The organism is Enterobacter sp. HNDS-6 (genome assembly GCF_039850505.1).
Lineage (GTDB): Bacteria > Pseudomonadota > Gammaproteobacteria > Enterobacterales > Enterobacteriaceae > Enterobacter > Enterobacter kobei.
This window is the reverse complement of the sequence record NZ_CP156673.1, coordinates 2,408,311-2,423,976: the sequence shown is the minus strand read 5'-3', so window position 1 is coordinate 2,423,976 and position 15,666 is coordinate 2,408,311. Positions and strand designations below refer to the sequence as shown.

The following is a 15,666-nucleotide window of genomic DNA, read 5'->3' as shown; positions in this document are numbered from 1 at the left end:
TATGGTCAAACCAACTGAACGTAGAGTTGGTTACGGCGTAGCGCTTGGCTACGGCGTAACCGATCTGTTTGGCGGGGGCGCTTTTGCCATTATCGGCACCTGGCTGCTCTTTTTTTACACCACCTATTGCGGACTCTCAGTGATTGAAGCGGGTTCAATATTCGCCATTGCCCGCGTTATTGACGCACTCCTCAGCCCCATTATGGGATACGTCACCGATAATTTCGGTGATACCTGGCTCGGACGTAAATTTGGCCGCCGCCGCTTCTTTTTATTACTCAGCTCACCGCTCATGTTTTTGTATGCCCTGCTGTGGATGACGGACATGGGCTACTGGTACTATCTGGGCACCTATCTCTCGATTGAACTGCTGTCGGCGATGGTGCTGGTCCCGTGGGAAACGCTGGCAGCGGAAATGACAAACCGCTATGAAGAGCGTAGCCGCCTTTCCGGCGTGCGCATGATCTGCTCTCAGCTCGGGGGGTTTCTTGCGGTTTCCGTCCCCGGCGTCATTATGCAGTTCACGGGTAAAGATAATCCGTTTACCTATACCCTTACCGGGCTGATATTTTCCTGCGTATTTTGCATTGCGGTATTTATTACCTGGTACACCACCTGGGAAGCCAAAGATGTGCAGCAAGAGTCCGATTTTAAAGTGGATAACCAGCGCAGCAGCGGGATACTCAATCACCTGAAATATCTGGTTCTGGATCTCTTTTCTTCATTCCGCATTCGCGCGTTCCGGCTGCATATCATTATTTATATCTTTTCGTTTACGGCGATGGACGTATTCGGTTCGGTCTTTACCTATTATGTCGTGTATTGCCTGAGCCAGGATGCGGCAGCGGTATCTGGCTGGCTGAGCATTGCGGCCTTCGCCTCGGTGCCGGGCACATACGGGTTTATGCTGTTGCTGAACCGGCTGAATGTGACTCCTTCCGCCGCGCTCCGCCTCTCCTACGGCTGTATTTTCTGCGTGCTGGTATTCCTGTTTACGGTCTACCTTACCGAAACGCAGGTGCCGACGCTGCTGTTCTCGGCGGTCTTTATCTTGCTGGGTGCCGCCCGCTCCGGCCTTTACTACATTCCGTGGAATATCTACAGCTTCATTCCGGATATCGACGAGATGGTGACGCAGCAGCGACGCGAAGGGATTTTTGCCGGTGTGATGGTCCTGACCCGCAAAAGTACCGTGGCTATTGCCATCATGATTATTGGTCTGGTGCTGCAGGAGTCCGGTTTCGTGAAAGGCAGTGGCGCACAACCGGAAAGCGCGCTGGGGGCCATTATCGGCCTGATGATTTTTGCCACCGCGGCGCTTCTGGCGGTGAGTTTCTTCACTACCTACAAGTTTAAGCTCACCCGCGAGACGCATAAGTTGCTCCTCAAGGAGATTGCCCGACGGAAACTGGGCGGAGATTACCGCGACTGCGACGCCAGGACTCGGGTGATCATCAAGCAGTTAACCGGATACGAGTATGACCAGGTGTGGGGAGGCGACGCCACACGACAGACGGTGGGAAGCGCCCATTTATCTCCCGTGAAATAACCGCACAGACCGGTCAGCACTCCACTGTCCGGTCTGTTTTTATGCCAAAATGTGACCTCTGGCAGATTTACATCTCTTTACGCTATACTACCCGCTGAAATAATCAGCTCAACGCTACGGGCTGACGTTCTACGTGTTTTCACACAAATGGTATCAATTCCCCTTCTGAGGATCTGGCGAGAAGCCGGATAAACTATGTTAAACAGTATTTTAGTAATACTTTGTCTGATTGCCGTCAGTGCATTTTTCTCGATATCGGAGATTTCGCTGGCCGCCTCCCGTAAAATCAAACTGAAGCTGCTTGCTGATGAAGGCAACATCAACGCCTCCCGCATTCTCAAAATGCAGGAGAACCCCGGCACCTTCTTCACCGTGGTGCAGATTGGCCTGAACGCGGTCGCCATTCTCGGCGGTATCGTGGGCGATGCAGCGTTTTCGCCGGCGTTTTACAGCCTGTTTGTGCAGTACATGTCCGCCGAACTGGCCGAGCAGTTGAGCTTTATTCTCTCCTTCACGCTGGTTACCGGCATGTTCATCCTCTTCGCTGACCTGACCCCGAAACGCATCGGTATGATTGCGCCAGAAGCTGTGGCTTTGCGTATCATCAACCCGATGCGCTTCTGCCTGTTCGTGTTCCGTCCGCTGGTATGGTTCTTCAACGGCCTGGCAAACGTGATTTTCCGCATCTTCAAGCTGCCCATGGTGCGTAAAGACGACATCACCTCTGACGACATCTATGCGGTGGTGGAAGCTGGCGCGCTGGCCGGGGTGCTGCGTAAGCAGGAACACGAACTCATTGAGAACGTATTCGAACTGGAATCCCGTACCGTGCCCTCTTCCATGACGGGCCGTGAAAGCATTATCTGGTTCGATTTGCATGAGGATGAGCAGAGCCTGAAGAACAAAGTGGCACAGCATCCGCACTCTAAGTTCCTGGTCTGTAATGAAGATATCGACCACATCATCGGTTACGTCGACTCCAAAGACCTGCTCAACCGCGTGCTGGCAAACCAGAGCCTGGCGCTCAACAGCGGCGTGCAGATCCGCAACACCCTGATCGTGCCAGACACCCTGACGCTCTCGGAAGCGCTGGAAAGTTTCAAAACCGCCGGGGAAGACTTCGCCGTCATCATGAACGAATACGCGCTGGTGGTGGGGATCATTACGCTGAACGACGTGATGACCACGCTGATGGGCGACCTGGTGGGCCAGGGGCTGGAGGAGCAGATTGTTCAGCGTGACGATAACTCGTGGCTGATTGATGGCGGTACACCGATTGAAGACGTCATGCGCGTGCTGGACATCGACGAGTTCCCGCAGTCCGGTAATTACGAAACCATCGGCGGCTTTATGATGTTTATGCTGCGCAAAATTCCGAAACGTACCGATTCGGTGAAGTTCTCCGGCTACAAGTTTGAGGTGGTGGACATTGATAACTACCGCATCGACCAGCTGCTGGTGACGCGCATCGACAACAAACCGACCGTGCTGGTGCCGCGGATGCCTGACGCAGAAGAGAAGGTGTCGGCGTAAGACCCATATACATCAACGGCTCCCATTGGGAGCCGTCTTTTTAACTACTGCATAGCACGTTGGTTAAGCCATCTCAGTTTGCAGACGCATAACCTGACGGTTGACTTCGGACATCACAGACAGGTGCTGTTTGTCCTTCACTTTTGGGATAAGGATCTTGCCCTTATCAAATTCAAAAGCGCCAACATCCTTGATGTACAACCGTCCACGGAACAGGATCTTCACGTACTTCGCCACTTGAAGCGGGTTGTAGCGTTGGAAAATTTTCATTCTTGTATCTCCTGCGAATCATACGCTCTTGCGGTGCCACAATCGGCCCGACTGTCCTGAGCGCAAATTTTGATGCCCAATGACTATAGACCAGAACTACGGTGTTACCCAGTGTGCATAAGTTTATTTACCGTTTGATTACAATTATTCAGAATAATCTTTGCAAAGCGTGACTGAGAGCAGTATAAGCCGTCGTTTTTTCATGGATATGTGCGTTCACCCGCAAACTGGCATTGGGATTGCGGGAAAACCACATTGATCGCACTTATGATTAAAAGCGTAAGACCAAGTGGTCGGATCACCTGCAAACAATAAGGAAACGCCATGACCCTACGTAACATCCTTGCAGCAGCTTGTCTGCTGCTGCCCCTGTGGGCTTGCGCTCACAACATTGAAAAAGGACAACGTGTCCCGCCAGTCGGCATTGCTGACCGGGGAGAATTGATTCTCGACAATGATAAGTTTAGCTATAAAGCCTGGAATAGCGCGCAGCTCGCAGGCAAAGTGAGAGTTGTACAACATATTGCCGGTCGTACATCTGCAAAAGAGAAAAATGCCAACCTGGTGGAAGCGATCAAGGCCGCAAAATTCCCGCACGATCGCTACCAGACCACCACGATTGTGAACACCGATGACGCGATTCCCGGCTCCGGGATGTTTGTGCGTTCAAGCCTTGAGAGTAATAAGAAGCTCTATCCGTGGTCGCAGTTTATCGTCGACAGCAACGGAGTCACCCGTAAGGCCTGGCAGCTGGAGGAAGAGAGTTCCGCGATTATCGTGCTGGATAAGGAAGGTCGCGTCCAGTGGGTGAAAGACGGCGCGTTGACCCAGGAAGAGGTGCAGCAGGTCGTCGCCCTGCTGCACAAGCTGTTGGCTCAATAAATCGAGACGCGGAAGCCGGGGTTGAGGAAGGATTCACGCGGGGTATAGTCCAGCGGCTTGCCCTGCCAGTCATGAACATGCGCCCCGGCGGCCGCTGCAACCGCGTGCCCTGCCGCCGTATCCCAGACGTTAGTCGGCCCAAAGCGCGGATAAAGCTGCGCCTGTCCTTCCGCCACCAGGCAGAATTTCAGCGATGAACCAATCGACGTCGTCTGGTGTTCCCCCAGCTGCTGCAGGTACTCCTGCAGTTCACTGTCGCTGTGCGAGCGGCTAATCACCACCAGCGGTGGGCGCGCATCGCGCACCTGGATCTGCTTACGAACGCCGCACTCCTCCTTCCAGGCTTTACCTTCCGCCGCGCTGTACATCACCTTCATCACCGGGGCGTAAACCACGCCGAGCACCGCCTTTCCCTTTTCAATCAGGGCGATATTAACGGTGAACTCCCCGTTGCGCTTGATGAACTCTTTGGTACCGTCCAGCGGATCGACCAGCCAGTAGCGCTGCCAGTGCTGGCGTTCATCCCAGCTCTGCGGCGCTTCTTCAGACAGAACGGGGATGTCCGGCGTCAGCGCCTGTAAACCGTTCATAATGACCTTATGCGCAGCGATATCCGCCGCCGTGACCGGGGAGTCGTCCGCTTTACTGACGACCTCCATCGGTTTTGCACCGTCATACACTTGCATGATGGCATCCCCCGCATCCCGTGCGAGTTGACAAATTTTATCTAGCATTCTCCACCTCTTTGTTAACGCAGTGAGGTTAACTCATTGTTTTAGTTATATCGTAATGTGAACAATTCCGCTATCTGTGAAGCAATTCCGGTTTCAGTACGCTTTTTTCTGTCAGGATTCACATTTCTGTAAGCAACACGCTATAGATACATACTCTTTTGTGGCATGGATCGAAAAAAGGACTCCTCTGATGATTAAGTTTAGTGCAACGCTTCTGGCGACGCTGATTGCTGCGAGCGTGCAGGCGGCGACGGTAGATCTGCGTATTCTGGAAACGACCGATCTGCACAGCAACATAATGGATTTCGATTACTACAAAGATACCCCTACCGAAAAATTCGGCCTGGTCCGCACGGCAAGTTTGATCGATGCCGCGCGCGGTGAAGTGAAAAATAGCGTGCTGGTGGACAACGGCGATCTTATTCAGGGTAGTCCACTCGGGGATTACATGGCCGCGAAGGGGCTAAAGAAAGGCGAGATCCATCCCGTTTATAAGGCGATGAATACGCTGGATTATGCCGTCGGCAACCTGGGCAACCACGAATTTAACTACGGCCTGAAGTACCTGCACGATGCGCTGGCTGGCGCAAAATTCCCCTACGTTAACGCCAACATCATCGACGTTAAGACGCAGAAGCCGCTCTTTACCCCCTATCTGATTAAAGAGACCGAGGTTGTCGATCAGGACGGTAAAAAACAGACGCTTAAAATCGGCTATATCGGCTTCGTGCCGCCGCAAATCATGACCTGGGATAAAGCCAACCTCGACGGTAAAGTGACCGTTAACGATATTACCGAAACTGCGCGCAAATACGTGCCGGAAATGCGCGAAAAAGGGGCCGATCTGGTGGTGGTGGTTGCGCACTCGGGACTCTCCGCCGACCCGTATCAGGCCATGGCGGAAAACTCCGTTTATTATCTGAGTGAAGTCCCGGGCGTCGATGCGATCCTGTTCGGCCACGCCCACGCGGTCTTCCCGGGTAAGGACTTTGCCAGCATTAAGGGCGCAGACATCGAGAAAGGGACGCTCAATGGCGTGCCATCGGTGATGCCGGGCATGTGGGGCGACCACCTTGGGGTGGTGGATCTGGTACTCAATAACGACGGCGGCAGCTGGAAGGTCACTCAGTCAAAAGCAGAGGCGCGTCCGATTTACGACGCTGCGGCTAAAAAATCACTGGCCGCTGAAGATAAAAAACTGGTCGACGTGCTGAAGCACGATCACGACGCCACCCGCGAATTCGTCAGCAAGCCGATCGGCCAATCCGCCGATAATATGTATAGCTTCCTGGCGCTGGTGCAGGATGACCCAACCGTTCAGGTCGTCAACATGGCGCAGAAGGCCTATGCCGAACACTTTGTTCAGGGCGATCCGGATCTGGCAAAACTGCCGGTGCTGTCTGCCGCTGCGCCATTCAAAGTTGGCGGGCGTAAGAACGACCCGGCAAGCTATGTCGAAGTTGAGAAAGGCCAGCTGACGTTCCGTAACGCCGCCGATCTCTATCTCTATCCGAACACGCTGGTGGTGGTGAAAGCGACGGGTAAAGAAGTGAAGGAATGGCTGGAGTGCTCTGCCGGACAGTTTAACCAGATCGATCCGAAGAGCAGTAAACCGCAGTCGCTGATTAACTGGGATGGCTTCCGAACCTATAACTTTGACGTGATCGATGGCGTTAATTATCAGATTGACGTTACCCAACCCGCGAAATATGACGGCGAGTGCCAGGCCATTAACCCGCAGGCCGAGCGCATCAAAAACCTGACCTTCAACGGTAAGGCGATCGATCCGAATGCCACCTTCCTGGTGGTAACCAATAACTACCGCGCCTATGGCGGTAAGTTTGCCGGTACGGGAGATAACCACATCGCCTTTGCTTCACCGGACGAAAACCGCTCGGTACTGGCGGCGTGGATCAGTGCTGAGTCGAAGAAGGCGGGCGAAATTCACCCGGCCGTGGATAACAACTGGCGCCTGGCACCGATCCACAGCGATACGAAACTGGATATCCGCTTTGAAACGTCACCGTCCGATAAGGCCGCCGCGTTCATTAAGGATAAGGCTCAGTATCCGATGAAGAAGGTGGCGACCGATGATATTGGCTTCGCGATTTATCAGGTTGACCTAAGCAAGTCGCGGTGATTGTGTCGGGTGGCGCTTCGCTTACCCGACCTACGAGATCGGGTAGGCCGGGTAAGGCGAAGCCGCCACCCGGCATGTCACGCCGCCCGATCGTCCCGATTCGCCATCACCTTCGGCGTATTCACCTCAATCCAGTCCGCCAGCGCAGCCACTTTCTCACTGACCTCAATCCCCATCGGCGTCAGGCTATACTCTACGTGCGGCGGCACAACCGGATATGACACGCGATCGACAAACCCGTCCTGCTCCAGCGCCTGAAGAGACTGGGACAGCATCTTTTCGCTTACCCCGCCCATTTTGCGGCGCAGATCGCTGAAGCGATGCGTTCCCTGACGCAGGGCCAGCAGAATCAGCACGCCCCAGCGGCTGGTAACGTGTTTGAGCACCTCCCGGGAAGGACACTGTTCCGCAAAGAGGTTGCCATCGCGCATTTGTTCGCTGAGTGTCGGTATCGTTGTTTTCATACTTACCTTTTTGTACGTACTTACTAAAAGTTAGCTATGGTGCTAGTGTGCCATAACACCAGACAAACACGAAGGAGATTCATCATGATTGCGATTACCGGCGCTACCGGCCAGCTTGGCCAATACGTTATTGAAGAACTGCTGAAAACGGTTCCGGCAAACGAGATTGTCGCCATTGTCCGTAACCCGGCGAAAGCCGACGCCTTAAGCCAGCAGGGAATTGTAGTTCGTCAGGCGGATTACACGAACGAAGCCGCCTTCACCGCCGCGCTGAGCGGCGTGGATAAGCTGCTGCTGATCTCCTCCAGCGAAGTCGGCCAGCGTGCAACCCAACATCAGAACGTCATTAACGCCGCCAAAGCCGCTGGCGTGAAATTCATCGCCTACACCAGCCTGCTGCATGCGGATCGCTCCCCGCTGGGCCTGCACGTTGAACACGTCGAGACGGAGAAAGCGCTGGCGGCGTCCGGCATTCCTTATGCCCTGCTGCGCAATGGCTGGTATACCGAAAACTATCTGGCAAGCGCGCCACCGGCGATTGAGCATGGCGTGTTTATAGGTGCGGCAGGCGAAGGCAAAATTGCCTCTGCAACCCGTGCAGACTACGCCGCCGCCGCAGCCAAAGTGATCGCTGAAGAGGGTCATGCTGGCAAGGTATATGAACTGGCTGGCGACCACGGCTGGACGCTGAGCGAGCTGGCGGCTGAACTCAGCAAACAGAGCGGGAAGCCGGTGACCTATCAGAATCTCAGCGAAGCCGATTTTGCCGCCGCGCTGAAGGGGGTGGGTCTGCCTGCGGGGCTGGCGGATATGCTCGCGGACTCCGACGTGGGTGCATCCAAAGGCGGCCTGTTTGACGACAGCCATACCCTGAGCACACTGCTCGGCCGCCCGACCACACCGCTGGCGGAGAGCATTAAAGCCATTCTGTAATTGTTACAGATTGGTTATTTTTTGTGGCATCCCCTCGGGTCATCTCTGATAATGAAGCGATGACCACGAGGAGGCTCAACGTGCAAGGCGTACCGGAACAGTTCATTGATGAGAGAGACAGCGCGCGCTTTCGCCATCTGGCGCAGGTGCCGGGCATCGAACTCTATCACGCGCATATATCCCGCTACGCCTTTGAGCCTCACACCCATGAAGCCTTCGGGATCGGCACGATTGAAACCGGTGCCGAACGTTTTCGCTATCGCGGTACCCAGCACCTCGCGCCGGAGAAATCCGTCGTTACCATGAACCCGGACGAGATCCACACCGGGGAATCCGCCACCGAAGGCGGCTGGCGCTACCGGATGGTTTACATCGAACCTGACCTGCTGGAAGAGGTAACCGGCCTCCGGCACTGGTGGTTCAGCGAGGTGACCCGTTTTGACCCCCAGCGCTCGCAGCAAATCGGCAGGCTCATCTATGGCCTGTGGCATACGGACGATCCGCTGGCGCAAAAAGGATTATTGCTGGATCTGATTGAGACCTTTCAGCCCCTGGCCCATCACGCGCCGGTGGTTCAGGAAGGTGCGCACCGCTTCGAACGTGTGCGTGAGTATCTGCATGACAACTATATGCACTCCCTGACGCTGGATGAGCTGGCCAACGTCGTTTCGCTCAGTCCGTATCATTTTCAGCGCCAGTTCAAAGCCCATTTCCACGTTACGCCGCACCAGATGCTGATGGCTATCCGCCTGTGGCGCGCCAAAGCGTTCCTCACCCATGGCATGCCCGCAGCTGAGGTCGCTGCGGCGACCGGGCTGACCGACCAGTCACATTTGACCCGGGCATTTACCCGCCGCTACGGCATTACGCCCGTGCGCTACCAGAAGCAGGTCACCCGGCGCTAATGCGCAATCTCATACAATACGCGCGCATTTGCCCCTCCTACACTGAGCGCAACGTGAAGCAATAGGGATGGAAAAATGATTAGTGGCGTGTTGTATGCCCTGCTGGCAGGGATGATGTGGGGGCTGATTTTTGTTGGCCCGCTGATCGTGCCCGAATACCCGGCAATACTGCAGTCGACCGGACGTTATCTGGCGCTGGGGCTGATAGCCTTACCTCTGGCATGGCTGGGACGCGCGCGCCTGCGTCAGCTTAGCCGTCAGGACTGGCGCACCGCGCTGGCGCTGACCATGATGGGCAACCTCATCTATTACGTTTGCCTGGCGAGTGCCATTCAACGCACCGGGGCCCCGGTCTCGACCATGATTATCGGCACACTGCCGGTTGTCATCCCCATCTTTGCTAACCTGCTCTATAGCCACCGCGATGGCAAACTGGCGTGGCCAAAAATGGTGCCTGCGCTGTTGTGTACCGCCGTAGGGCTAATATGCGTCAATATTGCCGAGCTGCGTCATGGGCTGGAGGACTTTGATCTGTGGCGTTACGGCTCCGGCATTCTGCTGGCGTTCGTTTCCGTGGCGTGTTGGGCATGGTATGCCCTGCGCAATGCACGCTGGCTGCGTGAGAACCCGGACAAGCATCCGATGATGTGGGCGACGGCTCAGGCCCTGGTTACGTTGCCCGTTTCACTGCTGGGATATGTTGGAGCGTGCCTCTGGTTAGGCCATCAACAGCCCGATTTCGCCCAACCCTTCGGACCCAGACCGTGGGTATTTGTTGCCCTGATGGTGGCGATTGCAGTGCTGTGTTCCTGGGTGGGCGCGCTGTGCTGGAACATTGCCAGCCAGAAACTGCCAACGGTGATCCTGGGGCCGCTGATTGTTTTCGAAACCCTGGCCGGGCTGCTTTATACCTTCCTGATGCGCCAGAGCGTACCGCCTGTATTAACGGCCTGTGGGATTGTGTTGCTGGTCGTTGGGGTGGTGATGGCGGTGAGAGCGAAGCCGGAAAAACCGAGGGTTGTGTCAGCATCAGAAGTGTGATTTTTGCCGGGTGGCGGCTACGCCTTACCCGGCCTACACGGAGCGATTTTGTAGGCCGGGTAAGCGTCAGCGCCACCCGGCACCAGGTTAAAACGTTTCCCAGTTCGCTTCAGGCACGCTCGCTGCGGGCTGCGCTTTCGGCACGTAGGTTTTCACCGGCGCGGCTTTGACCGCCTGATTACGGGTAATTTTAAACACCGCCACCGCGTCATTCAGGCGTGCAGCCTGATCTTCCAGCGCGGCCGCCGCGGCCGCAGATTCCTCGACCAGCGAGGCGTTCTGCTGGGTCACGCGATCCATTTCAGCCACCGCCTGGCCCACCTGGTCGATACCGCGGCTCTGCTCGTCAGAGGCTGAGGCGATCTCGCCCATAATGTCCGTCACGCGGGTGACCGCATTGACGATCTCCGCCATCGTCGCCCCGGCTTCGTTAACCAGCTGCGAGCCGGCGTTCACGCGCTCGCCGGAATCGTCGATCAGCGCTTTGATCTCTTTCGCCGCCTGAGCACTGCGCTGGGCGAGGGTACGTACTTCCCCTGCGACCACCGCAAAGCCACGGCCCTGTTCACCTGCACGCGCAGCCTCTACCGCCGCGTTCAACGCCAGAATGTTGGTCTGGAAAGCAATACCGTCGATTACGTTGGTAATTTGCGCAATTTTACTGGAACTGGTGGCGATTTCGTCCATCGTGCGCACGACACCTTCCACCACGTTCCCGCCCTTCTTCGCCGTTGAGGAGGCATCCAGTGCCAGACGGGAAGCCTGACGGGCGTTATCGGCGTTCTGCTTCACGGTGGCCGTCAGCTGTTCCATGCTGGCTGCCGTTTCTTCCAGGGAAGCCGCCTGCTGCTCAGTACGGGAAGAAAGGTCGTTACTCCCGGCAGAAATTTCACCGGCTCCGGTGTAGATGGTGTCGGCACCTTCACGCACCACGCCAACGGTGTTCGCCAGCGAGGTCTGCATCTCCTGCACGTTGCGCGCCAGGATCGCCATTTCGTTCTTACCGTCAGCCTGAATCGGCTGGGTTAAATCCCCTGCCGCAATGGCGCGAATATGGTTGATCACCTCTTCCAGAGGCAGCAGCAGCACGCGTCGCATGGCGATCCAGCTGGAAATAATCACCACAATGACCAGCAGCATTACCGCAGAGAGGATCCACAGAATGCGTTTGTAGTCGCTTTCATTGTCCTGGATGCCTTTATCGGTAAGCGTTGCCTGTGCTTCGCGCCACTCGCGATAAACCGCCTGCATCGCAGTCTGTTTTTGCTCAGCGTTCTGCTTGAACATGTCTTCCAGATTGCCCTGGCTCAGCAGCACGTTCATTTGCGTCAACGTGGCGGAGTATGTGCGGTACTGCTCTTCCAGCCGATCGGCCAGTTTTTCATCCAGGCCCGGCGTTTCTGGCAGCGCGTAGTATTTATCGTAATGAACCTGGGCATCTGCGAGCAGGTTTTTCGCCGTGTTAACCAGCTCGTTCAGCTGTCCGCCGTTAATCTGAGAGGCCATGCTGCTTTGCAGACGCAGCATCCCACGGTTCAGCGTCACGCGCGCCTGGTTCAGGCTGATCCACGCATCGGTAAACTCCGCCACATTCTTGCTGGAGAGCTGCGACACGGTGAAATTGTCTTTATCGTTGTTCAGCGCGTTGATAAAGATCCCCGCGGAAATCACTTGCATGATGCCGAGTACAAGCAGCACCGAAATAAGAAGAGTAATAACTTTTATACGTTTAAACATACGTTGCCTTTGTTATATGCAGGTTTGTCTGACGTGGATATATCGGCAGGCAAGGCGGGTTGTTTACTGTTTCTCCACCTTTAAAAACTTTCTAAACCACTTTCCTGAGTCCATTCAGGGCGTTAACCCGGATAATTTTTTTGTGACTTACATCTCACTTTTCCCCTTCCCTCTAAAGGGTTATAGCGTCGCCTTAAAGATGCATTTAATATGCATCTTATATTCTTGATGACGAGGTAACTGCTATGGCCTTTCGCGACCAACCCCTCGGCGAGCTGGCGCTCTCCATCCCTCGCGCTTCTGCGCTGTTCCGTAAATACGATATGGATTACTGCTGCGGCGGTAAGCAAACCCTCGCGCGAGCGGCCTCACGTAAGGAGCTGGATGTGGAGGTGATTGAAGCAGAGCTGGCGCAACTGGCCGAACAGCCTGTTGATAAAGACTGGCGTACCGCCCCGCTCGCAGAAATCATCGACCACATCATTGTGCGTTACCACGATCGCCACCGGGAGCAACTGCCGGAGCTGATCCTGCAGGCGACCAAAGTCGAGCGCGTACATGCTGACAAACCTTCCGTACCCCGCGGTCTGGCGAAATATCTGACCATGCTGCACGAAGAGCTTTCCAGCCACATGATGAAAGAAGAACAGATCCTCTTCCCGATGATTAAACAGGGAATGGGCAGCCAGGCAATGGGTCCGATTAGCGTGATGGAAAGCGAGCATGATGATGCGGGCGAACTGCTGGAAGTGATCAAACACACCACCCACAACGTCACACCGCCGCCAGAGGCGTGCACCACCTGGAAAGCGATGTACAACGGCATTAACGAGATGATCGATGACCTGATGGAACACATCAGTCTTGAGAACAACGTGTTGTTCCCGCGGGCATTAGCTGGGGAATAAAAAAAGCCGCTGCGGCCTGATGCCCTCTCCCACAGGGAGAGGGTGCAAAAACTAAAAACGGCAACTGAAGTTGCCGTTTTGCTTTTATCTTACGCCTGCCATACGTTTCTTACCGATAAACACCCAGCCCAGCCCCAGCGCGATAAACCACAGCGGCGTAACAATCAGCGCCTGACGGGTATCATCTTCCAGCGTCAGCAGCACCAGCACGAACACGAAGAACGCCATGCACACCCAGCACATCAGCTTGCCCAGCGGCATCTTGTAGATCGACTTCTCATGCAGGTGTGGACGCTGTTTGCGGTACACCAGGTACGAGCAGAGGATAATGGTCCAGACGAACATAAACAGGATTGCAGAGACCGTGGTGATCATGGTGAACGCGCCAATCACGCTTGGGTTCACGTAGAGCATGACCACGCCGCCCAGCAGGCACATGCAGGAGAAAGTCAGCCCTTTCGCCGGTACCGCACGCTTAGACAGTTTCGCAAAGGCGCTCGGCGCCACGCCCTCCTGCGCCAGACCAAACAGCATACGGCTGGTTGAGAATACACCGCTGTTCGCGGACGACGCCGCAGAGGTCAGCACGACGAAGTTAATCAGGCTTGCCGCAGCGGGCAGCCCTACCAGCACAAACAGTTCAACGAACGGGCTCTTGCTCGGCACCACGGAGCTCCACGGCGTCACGGACATAATGATGATCAGCGCGAAGACGTAGAACATGATGATACGAACCGGAATCGAGTTAATGGCGCGCGGGAGAGACTTCTCGGGATCTTTAGTTTCGGCCGCCGTGGTTCCCACCAGCTCAATGCCCACAAACGCGAACACCGCAATCTGGAAGCCGGCAAAGAAGCCGCTGATGCCTTTCGGGAACCAGCCGCCGTCATTCCACAGATGGGTAAATGACGCCTGTACGCCGGTTGGCGACTGGAAGTGCGTCAGTACCATCACCAGGCCCACAACAATCAGCCCCACGATAGCGACAATCTTGATCATCGCGAACCAGAACTCCATCTCACCGAACATTTTTACGGTGGCGAGGTTGAGGCTCAGCAGCAAAGCGATAACCGCCAGCGAGGCCACCCAGTCTGACAGTCCCGGGAACCAGAACTGTGCGTAGGCGGTAATCGCCACGACGTCCGCCATACCGGTAACAACCCAGCAGAACCAGTAGGTCCAGCCGGTGAAATAGCCTGCCCATGGACCGAGCAGGTCAGACGCGAAGTCGCTGAAGGATTTGTATTCGAGGTTCGAGAGCAGCAATTCACCCATTGCCCGCATCACGAAGAACAGCATGAAACCAATGATCATATAAACGAAGATGATCGACGGCCCGGCAAGACTGATGGTTTTGCCTGACCCCATAAACAGCCCGGTCCCGATGGCCCCACCTATGGCGATAAGCTGAATATGACGGTTTGTGAGATTGCGCCGTAGCGACTGTTCAGACGTCGCCTCTTCTGCAGCGGCGACTTTGACCTGATCTACCATGTAATTTTTCCTGTTTATGCCTGTCTGTGTTGTTAAGGCTCTTCTGGCCTTTAAATACGTCAAAAGATGACGTTCCCCTTGTAAGGGCTTATCGATATTAGGTAAGAATCGGCGGGATGAATACTATGATTTAGATATTATGTTAATAATATGTTGAAAGTGAGTGTCATATCACTCATACAGCGCGAAACAGCTCACAAAAATACACGCAAAAGTTTCGTTTGCAAGATAAAATATTGATAACGTCGTAACTATAGGTTTTATCACTATTTTCCTCTCCCCGAACGGAGAGAGGAAATAAGAAAAGTCGATTACAGGATTTCCAGCAGCTCGACTTCAAATACCAGGGTGCTGAATGGCGGGATGGATGCGCCAGCACCACGCTCGCCGTAAGCCAGGTTGTGCGGGATAGTCAGTTCCCATTTGGAGCCAACTGGCATCAGGGTCAGCGCTTCAATCCAGCCTGCGATCACGCCGTTGACCGGGAATTCTGCCGGTTCGCCACGCGCCACGGAGCTGTCAAACACGGTGCCGTCGATCAGTTTACCGGTATAATGTACGCGAACGTGGTCGGTACGTGCCGGGATTGCGCCGTCGCCCTGGTTGATCACGCGGAACTGCAGGCCAGACTCGGTGCTGTTCACGCCTTCACGCTCACGGTTCTCTTCCAGATATTTCACGCCTTCGGCCGCCATCTCTTCGAAACGCGCGCGACGCACAGCGTCAGCTCGTTCATGAATTTCACGCAGTGCGCGGTGAACAACGTCAACCGGAACAGCAGGCTGTTTACCTTCCAGCGCGTCAGCGATACCCGCCACCAGCGCTTCTGGTAACAGACCTTCCAGGCCGGATTCGCTCAGCTGCTGTCCTACCTGCAAGCCGATACCGTAACTTGCCTGCGCTTCGATAGTGTCAAAAGTCGGGGTGGTCATGGGTTTTCCTTCCATCACATTTAAAGTAGCGGGCAGCATAGCAGCCATGCCCTTATGGGTAAAACTTTGTCTGAAGTTAAGGTGACAAACCGCGACGAAACAGAAACAATAGAGACAACCAGGATTAATCCCGAACTGATGTCA

Annotated in this window: 14 protein-coding genes; 8 read left to right on the top strand and 6 right to left on the bottom strand. The window is 55.1% G+C overall.

What is annotated here, in order from left to right; genetic code table 11:
• Position 1 precedes the first annotated feature (1 nt).
• Both ABFI50_RS11350 and ABFI50_RS11345 read left to right on the top strand, forming a co-directional pair.
• Positions 2–1,549, top strand: coding sequence for an MFS transporter (locus ABFI50_RS11350; RefSeq protein WP_014882258.1), 1,548 nt, complete (start codon positions 2–4; stop codon positions 1,547–1,549).
• Between the two features lie 195 nt (positions 1,550–1,744).
• The gene (locus tag ABFI50_RS11345) at positions 1,745–3,082 is read left to right on the top strand and encodes a hemolysin family protein (protein WP_023338945.1); all 1,338 of its coding nucleotides are present in this window, start codon (positions 1,745–1,747) and stop codon (positions 3,080–3,082) included.
• Positions 3,083–3,145: 63 nt separating this feature from the next.
• Here ABFI50_RS11345 and ABFI50_RS11340 read toward each other — a convergent pair whose 3' ends face one another.
• Entirely contained in the window at positions 3,146–3,352 is a 207-nt protein-coding gene (locus ABFI50_RS11340) for a DUF1107 domain-containing protein (RefSeq protein WP_003856054.1), read from the bottom strand.
• A gap of 324 nt (positions 3,353–3,676) precedes the next feature.
• On the opposite strand from ABFI50_RS11340, the gene ABFI50_RS11335 reads away from it, so the two are divergent.
• The gene (locus tag ABFI50_RS11335) at positions 3,677–4,234 is read left to right on the top strand and encodes a YtfJ family protein (protein WP_014882256.1); all 558 of its coding nucleotides are present in this window, start codon (positions 3,677–3,679) and stop codon (positions 4,232–4,234) included.
• Here the strand turns inward: ABFI50_RS11335 and cysQ are convergent.
• Positions 4,228–4,968: a 3'(2'),5'-bisphosphate nucleotidase CysQ gene (gene cysQ, locus ABFI50_RS11330; RefSeq protein WP_014882255.1), complete on the bottom strand. Its 741-nt coding sequence runs from the start codon at positions 4,966–4,968 to the stop codon at positions 4,228–4,230. The genes ABFI50_RS11335 and cysQ overlap by 7 nt on opposite strands.
• A 190-nt stretch (positions 4,969–5,158) precedes the next feature.
• On the opposite strand from cysQ, the gene ABFI50_RS11325 reads away from it, so the two are divergent.
• Positions 5,159–7,108: a bifunctional 2',3'-cyclic-nucleotide 2'-phosphodiesterase/3'-nucleotidase gene (locus ABFI50_RS11325; RefSeq protein WP_023338943.1), complete on the top strand. Its 1,950-nt coding sequence runs from the start codon at positions 5,159–5,161 to the stop codon at positions 7,106–7,108.
• A gap of 77 nt (positions 7,109–7,185) precedes the next feature.
• On the opposite strand, the gene ABFI50_RS11320 is transcribed toward ABFI50_RS11325, so the two are convergent.
• Complete coding sequence (locus tag ABFI50_RS11320; RefSeq protein ID WP_023331869.1) at positions 7,186–7,572, bottom strand: helix-turn-helix domain-containing protein; 387 nt, start codon at positions 7,570–7,572, stop codon at positions 7,186–7,188.
• Positions 7,573–7,656: 84 nt separating this feature from the next.
• Between ABFI50_RS11320 and ABFI50_RS11315 the strand changes: the two genes are divergently transcribed.
• From ABFI50_RS11315 to ABFI50_RS11305, 3 genes are all read left to right on the top strand, one after another.
• A complete protein-coding gene (locus ABFI50_RS11315) occupies positions 7,657–8,505 on the top strand; it encodes an SDR family oxidoreductase (RefSeq protein WP_058690312.1) in 849 nt (282 codons plus the stop codon).
• 80 nt (positions 8,506–8,585) lie between these two features.
• A complete protein-coding gene (locus ABFI50_RS11310) occupies positions 8,586–9,410 on the top strand; it encodes an AraC family transcriptional regulator (RefSeq protein WP_023331867.1) in 825 nt (274 codons plus the stop codon).
• 75 nt (positions 9,411–9,485) lie between these two features.
• A complete protein-coding gene (locus ABFI50_RS11305) occupies positions 9,486–10,451 on the top strand; it encodes a DMT family transporter (protein WP_014882250.1) in 966 nt (321 codons plus the stop codon).
• 87 nt (positions 10,452–10,538) lie between these two features.
• Here ABFI50_RS11305 and ABFI50_RS11300 read toward each other — a convergent pair whose 3' ends face one another.
• Positions 10,539–12,188: a methyl-accepting chemotaxis protein gene (locus tag ABFI50_RS11300; protein WP_023331866.1), complete on the bottom strand. Its 1,650-nt coding sequence runs from the start codon at positions 12,186–12,188 to the stop codon at positions 10,539–10,541.
• A gap of 245 nt (positions 12,189–12,433) precedes the next feature.
• On the opposite strand from ABFI50_RS11300, the gene ytfE reads away from it, so the two are divergent.
• A complete protein-coding gene (ytfE, locus tag ABFI50_RS11295) occupies positions 12,434–13,096 on the top strand; it encodes an iron-sulfur cluster repair protein YtfE (RefSeq protein ID WP_045134413.1) in 663 nt (220 codons plus the stop codon).
• An 84-nt stretch (positions 13,097–13,180) separates the two neighbouring features.
• Here ytfE and cycA read toward each other — a convergent pair whose 3' ends face one another.
• Both cycA and fklB read right to left on the bottom strand, forming a co-directional pair.
• Positions 13,181–14,590 carry a D-serine/D-alanine/glycine transporter gene (cycA, locus tag ABFI50_RS11290; RefSeq protein ID WP_014882247.1) on the bottom strand — a complete coding sequence of 470 codons (1,410 nt, stop codon included), beginning with the start codon at positions 14,588–14,590 and terminating at the stop codon, positions 13,181–13,183.
• A gap of 311 nt (positions 14,591–14,901) precedes the next feature.
• Complete coding sequence (gene fklB, locus ABFI50_RS11285; protein WP_008502892.1) at positions 14,902–15,522, bottom strand: FKBP-type peptidyl-prolyl cis-trans isomerase; 621 nt, start codon at positions 15,520–15,522, stop codon at positions 14,902–14,904.
• Positions 15,523–15,666 lie beyond the last annotated feature (144 nt).